The organism is Paracoccus binzhouensis, from assembly GCF_016446475.1.
Lineage (GTDB): Bacteria > Pseudomonadota > Alphaproteobacteria > Rhodobacterales > Rhodobacteraceae > Paracoccus > Paracoccus binzhouensis.
Map to the genome: position 1 here is coordinate 1 of NZ_JAEHFP010000182.1, position 4,945 is coordinate 4,945.

General features: G+C 62.1%; 8 protein-coding genes. All 8 read right to left on the reverse strand.

Features of this window, described 5'->3' with window-relative positions:
* A partial coding sequence (locus tag I9P22_RS23080) for a replication initiator protein A (RefSeq protein ID WP_456299618.1) occupies nucleotides 1-970 on the reverse strand: 970 nt, incomplete at its 3' end.
* Nucleotides 971-1,084: 114 nt separating this feature from the next.
* The gene (locus I9P22_RS23085; protein WP_199262479.1) at nucleotides 1,085-1,366 is read right to left on the reverse strand and encodes a helix-turn-helix transcriptional regulator; all 282 of its coding nucleotides are present in this window, start codon (nucleotides 1,364-1,366) and stop codon (nucleotides 1,085-1,087) included.
* Nucleotides 1,367-1,505: 139 nt separating this feature from the next.
* Nucleotides 1,506-2,012, reverse strand: coding sequence for a DUF2285 domain-containing protein (locus tag I9P22_RS24995; RefSeq protein ID WP_332909063.1), 507 nt, complete (start codon nucleotides 2,010-2,012; stop codon nucleotides 1,506-1,508).
* A gap of 43 nt (nucleotides 2,013-2,055) precedes the next feature.
* A complete protein-coding gene (locus tag I9P22_RS23095) occupies nucleotides 2,056-2,277 on the reverse strand; it encodes a transcriptional regulator domain-containing protein (RefSeq protein WP_199262481.1) in 222 nt (73 codons plus the stop codon).
* Between the two features lie 116 nt (nucleotides 2,278-2,393).
* The gene (locus tag I9P22_RS23100) at nucleotides 2,394-2,675 is read right to left on the reverse strand and encodes a DNA -binding domain-containing protein (RefSeq protein WP_456299617.1); all 282 of its coding nucleotides are present in this window, start codon (nucleotides 2,673-2,675) and stop codon (nucleotides 2,394-2,396) included.
* A gap of 98 nt (nucleotides 2,676-2,773) precedes the next feature.
* Entirely contained in the window at nucleotides 2,774-3,022 is a 249-nt protein-coding gene (locus I9P22_RS23105) for a helix-turn-helix domain-containing protein (RefSeq protein WP_199262484.1), read from the reverse strand.
* A 214-nt stretch (nucleotides 3,023-3,236) separates the two neighbouring features.
* Complete coding sequence (locus I9P22_RS23110; protein WP_199262485.1) at nucleotides 3,237-3,638, reverse strand: single-stranded DNA-binding protein; 402 nt, start codon at nucleotides 3,636-3,638, stop codon at nucleotides 3,237-3,239.
* Between the two features lie 962 nt (nucleotides 3,639-4,600).
* Nucleotides 4,601-4,876, reverse strand: coding sequence for a hypothetical protein (locus tag I9P22_RS23115; RefSeq protein ID WP_199262486.1), 276 nt, complete (start codon nucleotides 4,874-4,876; stop codon nucleotides 4,601-4,603).
* Nucleotides 4,877-4,945 lie beyond the last annotated feature (69 nt).

Below are 4,945 nucleotides of genomic sequence, written 5' to 3' on the forward strand. Positions count from 1 at the left end.
CTTGTTGCGAACGCCCACGATCACTGGCAAGTTGATCGCAGGTGGCACTGGGCGCGTTCTTCACACCCACAGAAACAGTTAAAGAAGATTCTTTGTTAGACTCTAAGTTAAGGGCGCGATTTGGTTTGGAATTTCCGTGTGTTAAACCCTGTTTGGGTTCCTGATAGCACGAGCCTCGGGTTCCCGATAGCACGATAGTCCGGGTTCCTGATAGCACGAGGCCATCCACAGGTTTTCCACAGGGCGCGGCTGGCTCGAAGGCGAGCAGCATGCGCCCACCGATTTCGGCTTCGAGAAACAGCGTGTAGCCGGGCAGCGGCTGGCGCCGGATGATCTCGCGCAGCTCGAAGGCGAAGCGCTTGAACGGCGACAGGCTGCCGGATTTCTGGTGGAGGTGACGGAAGTCGAAGCGCCAGCCATCGCGCTGGCGGCCACCGTGCTTTCGCACCAGGCGATAGAGCCAGCGGTCGAGGCCACCTGTCAGATCGAAATAGGCCCGGTCGATGGTCAGCACGAGCGCATCGTCGAGGACGGCCTTGTAGAACCAGTCTGGTACGATCATCTCGATTCCATCGGGATGGCCGTTCCGGTCGGTGCGCTCCTGCCATTCGTTGATCCAGGAGAAGCGATGCCGGCGCCCTTCGGCCGGTTGCCGGATCGAGGTGGAAATCGTGGTCGATTGTAGCCGGTCGAGCGCGGCCTTGAGCCGCTGATAGTCGCGTGAGCTGGTGCCCCGTCCGACATAGCTGAGGATTTCGTAGGGCGTTGCGGCCATCAGCCGGGAGGTGTGAAGCCCGGCGTCGCGGGCTTCGACGATCTGGCTTGCGGCCCAGATCAGGATATCGGCATCCCAGATCGTGGCCATGCCGTGATCGGGAACGGCCTCGACCCGGATTGTCACGTTGCCGGCGTTGAAGTCGATTGGCGCAATGCGCTTCGATTTGGCGAGGGAGAAGAAGGGATAGGCCATGAGATCCTGCGCGTCTCGTGGCGCGAAGTCGCCGGGGAGCGCCCTGAACAGGTCGAGCTGCCCGCGCTCGGAAAGGGAACGACGTCGCACCGCCATGAAGGGAACCGCTCGCCGTCAGCGCGCGTAGCGGCCGGCCTTTGGGCCAGTCGGAAGAGGGTGACGCTTTGCGGGCAGGACGGAGCCGCGCGGATCTGAGGTGGATGTCACCGCGCCGCGGGCGGCCCAGGATTCGAGATCGTCGATGGCATAGACGACACGGCCGCCGAGCTTGCGGTAGGCTGGACCGGTGCCGTAGGTGCGGTGCTTTTCCAGCGTGCGGGCCGAGAGGCTGAGAAACTCGGCGGCTTCCTTGGTGCGCAGAAAGCGCGGCGGCAAAAGGACGGGTTCATGCGGCATGGAACGGGCCTCCGTGGTGTTGAGACGGCCGCTGCGGATCAGCGGCGGGCAACGACCACGGTGGCGGAGACGGACCGGCGAGATGCAGGGCGAAGTTGGGGGGTACTGAAATCGCCCACCAAAGGCAGGTGAGAACGGATCAGGATTTGCGGCGATGACGAAGGAGTTTGCGGTAGCCGCCCGCGATCATGGCGCGGGCGTCGCGCAGGAGCGTTTTGATGCGATGCCGATCCGCGGAAGCCTGCCACTGGTCGCGGGTAAGGCGACCGATATCGAAGAGAGCCTCAGCGATTTCCTGCTGCGTCGCGCCAGCTCGCTCTCCGTCGAAGGCCCGGAGCATTCTGCGATATCGGTCGCGCTGCTGACGTGTCAGGCGCGTGTCGGGCGGAATGGCGCGGCCATGCAGGGCCGAGAGGAACCGTTGAACGGCTTCGATTCGGTCGAAGCCCTCGATGCCGAGCGGGATGGTGGCGACCCTCGCCGAGGGGTGCGCCGTGGCGTCATTGATGATCTGGATATGTTGGCCGTTTCCGAGGTTCAGACGGAACGTTGCACCGTCGTCGGGTAGCGACGGATGAAGATGCCGGGATCCGCCGGGATCAGAGGGGACGACGCCAGCGAGACTCGATGAGGCATCGGCCAGCACGACGACGCTTGTATCTTCTTGCGGGAGCCAGAAAACCGGGGCTTCAGGTGGTGCTTTCAGGGGATCGACAGGGAAATCGCAGCCCCCACCGCTGCCGAATGCGTTCGGTCAGCGGCTCGGGGGCTCCACTCTCAGAGGACAGGGCTTCGAAATCCGCATCATAGTGATCGTTGCGGCGGAGCCATTCCCAGGCCAGATCGGATGCCGTCAGCACATCCAGATGGTCGTATTCCGAGGAATTCCAGATCGATGCGTCCGGGGTCATCATGCCTCCCGTGTTTCAGCCCAGGCAGTTGGGAAGGCGCATGATTCACGTTCGGGTTGAATTGGAGAATACAGGTTGGGAGCAACAGGTGTTGCGCCCGGCGCGTCACCCGCGCATCACGACGGCGTCTTGCGCTGACTTTCGCGGACGAGTTCGCGATAGCCACGTTCGGTCATCCAGCGGGCGCGTGCGAGATGTGCGTCGTGAATGCGGCGACAGCGCTCGGGATCGCGCCCGGGATCGAGGCCAAAGAGGACATGCACTGCCTCCCGCCAGTCGGCGCCGTCGCGGGCTGCATCGAGCAGGCGCATATAAAGCTTCATATGCGCCCGATCATAGCTCGTGAGCCTCTCACCGGAGGGTGGTTCGTCGACGAATGTCTGCGTGGCCTGTCCCATCATTCTCCCGCATTTGCGCGTGACAAATTTTGCCGACTGTCTCCCGTAGGAGATAGCCATCCTTTTTTACAAGAGCTGGTGGTCGTGGCGCTGCAACATCACCGTTTGGTGCTGGTCTCGTCGTGCAGCAGCAACACCCCTTCGCCCTTGTCGGTGGCGAGAAGAACGACCCCGGCGGCTTCGAGAGCCCTGCGCACCTGATCGCGCGTAGATTCGTACACCTCGAGCCTGTTCTCGGATTCGAGGCGTTTGAGCGCGGTCAGCGATACGCGGGCCTTGTCAGCGAGCGTCTCCTGCGTCCAACCCAGCAGCGCGCGTGCGGCCCGTGATTGTCGGGCGGTGATCATGCATGATCACCTCCCATTCGGAACTGCGCGCACTCCAGAACTACGACTATTTTAGTCGTTCCTGTCTCGAATGCCACCCCGAATCTGCGTGAACCCGCCTTATCTGGCGAGATTTGGCATCGACGTTCGGTATCTGATTCGGTCGTCGATGCCTCTGCCATCCGCCACTGGGGAAAACCCGGCGGCTTGCGCCGCCGGGTTCGTGTGTCCCGCCTCAGAACGGCACGTCATCGTCATCGATGAACTTGCCCTCGTCGTTTTCGGTCTGCCTGGCCCGGCTGAGGAAATCTACCGTCTCGGCGATGATCTCGCAGCCATAGCGGTCAACCCCTGCCGCGTCGGTCCACTTCGTGTAGTGGATGCGGCCACGAACCAGAACCTTCATGCCCTTGTCGCAATGCTGCTGGACCGTCTTGCCGAGGCCGTTGAAGCAGGTGATGCGGTGCCATTCCGTGTCCTGGATCCGATAGCCGTTCTCGTCACGAAGGACGCGGCCTTCCGAGTAGCGGGGGCGCGAGGTGGCCAGCGTGAAGTGGGTGATGGACATGCCGCCCTGGGTGGTGCGGGATTCCGGGGTCTGACCGATGTTGCCGGCGAGGATAACGATGTTCTGCATTGTAAATCTCCCTTGCTTCCTCGGAGGGATCATCCCTCCGACGAGACCCGGCCAAGGCCGTCGGGAGACTCCCGCAACTGCCGGTACGTCGGCAGCTTGCCCCTTAGGCCCGGAGTGGTGCGGGCAGCCGCGCGTTATGCGCGGCAACTCGGTCCGGAGCCGCGGGGGTTGCTGGTGGAAACCGAACGGACTTAGGGGATCAGTCAGTCGGAGGGATTGGTGCTTTCGAGAGCACAAACAGGGAGACGCGGCAGAACATCGGCATCATCGTTCCGGCAGGTTCCCAAAACCCGCACCGCCCCGGACGCGTGCCTGCAAAATCCCTTCACCCGCCATCGATGCCGCCATTCGGACAAGCCGGCCGGGAAAGAAGAGCACGGATATTGGGCTCCAGGCGAATGGTATCGCTCGCGCTTCGATGGCTGAAGGCGCGGTTCAGCAGCATTGCAAGAGAGGCAGATGACGAGGCTCGTGGCGTGCTTCCATTTCATGAAGTGCCGGCACACCGGGCGTTGAGCGCGCGCGGCCTGCGTGATTCATGCCTGGTGACCGATTTCACATGACGGACGAGGCGGACCGGACGCGCCGGCAAGCTCAGCGATGCCATGACTGCCTCTTCTGCGTGAGTGTCGAAGGTCCCGCGCAAACCGCCCTGGCATTCTTTACGGAATCGGCGGATCGCGGGTGCCGCATCAATGCGAGAGGAGTGGAGAGTTCGCGTTACTACCATTGATCTGAACGCCCAGGAAGCGCCAGGAGTGGATGCTTAGTCAGTATGATTCGAATGTCTCAATTGGGCCGAAGAATGCGGATTGGCTGCTTCCGACCGTGGTCATCAGTAGCGGACGAAGTCAGCGGCAGCCGCCAAGCGGGGAACGATTTCTCATCATCGGGTTACCTGCAAGATCAGGCGGCAGCAAATCGCCCGCAATTCGATTCGCGACAGCCCGACGGCTGCGGGGCTACGTGCCCGGTGGGACGTAATGATCGATTACCGCCCCTATACATTCTAGGATCGGAGCGAACCCTGTGAAATCGATGGTGCCGGCGTTGGGCCGCACGACCTTCTCGGCAAAAACGAACTTGCCGTACTCGCCGTCGGCGCCGTGATCCTTCTTCAGGTTCAACTTCTTGCCGTCGAGCTCGGTCTTGAGCAATTCGGCATCGAAAAAGTCCTCGATGCATGACATGCCGTCCGCGCCCTTGGCCGGCGTCTTAACGCTGAAATCGCCGGCCATGGATTGGCGGTCGCGAAGGCACAAGGGAAGGCGTCATGAAGATCATCTGCCTTGGTTGGGGGTCGTTGA

What these genes read in the sequence shown, in the direction of transcription:
- I9P22_RS23085 (WP_199262479.1), bottom strand. Translation starts at nt 1,366, where the DNA reads ATGCCGCATGAACCCGTCCTTTTGCCGCCGCGCTTTCTGCGCACCAAG.
- I9P22_RS23095 (WP_199262481.1), bottom strand. Translation starts at nt 2,277, where the DNA reads ATGACCCCGGACGCATCGATCTGGAATTCCTCGGAATACGACCATCTG.
- I9P22_RS23100 (WP_456299617.1), bottom strand. Translation starts at nt 2,675, where the DNA reads ATGGGACAGGCCACGCAGACATTCGTCGACGAACCACCCTCCGGTGAG.
- I9P22_RS23105 (WP_199262484.1), bottom strand. Translation starts at nt 3,022, where the DNA reads ATGATCACCGCCCGACAATCACGGGCCGCACGCGCGCTGCTGGGTTGG.
- I9P22_RS23110 (WP_199262485.1), bottom strand. Translation starts at nt 3,638, where the DNA reads ATGCAGAACATCGTTATCCTCGCCGGCAACATCGGTCAGACCCCGGAA.
- I9P22_RS23115 (WP_199262486.1), bottom strand. Translation starts at nt 4,876, where the DNA reads ATGGCCGGCGATTTCAGCGTTAAGACGCCGGCCAAGGGCGCGGACGGC.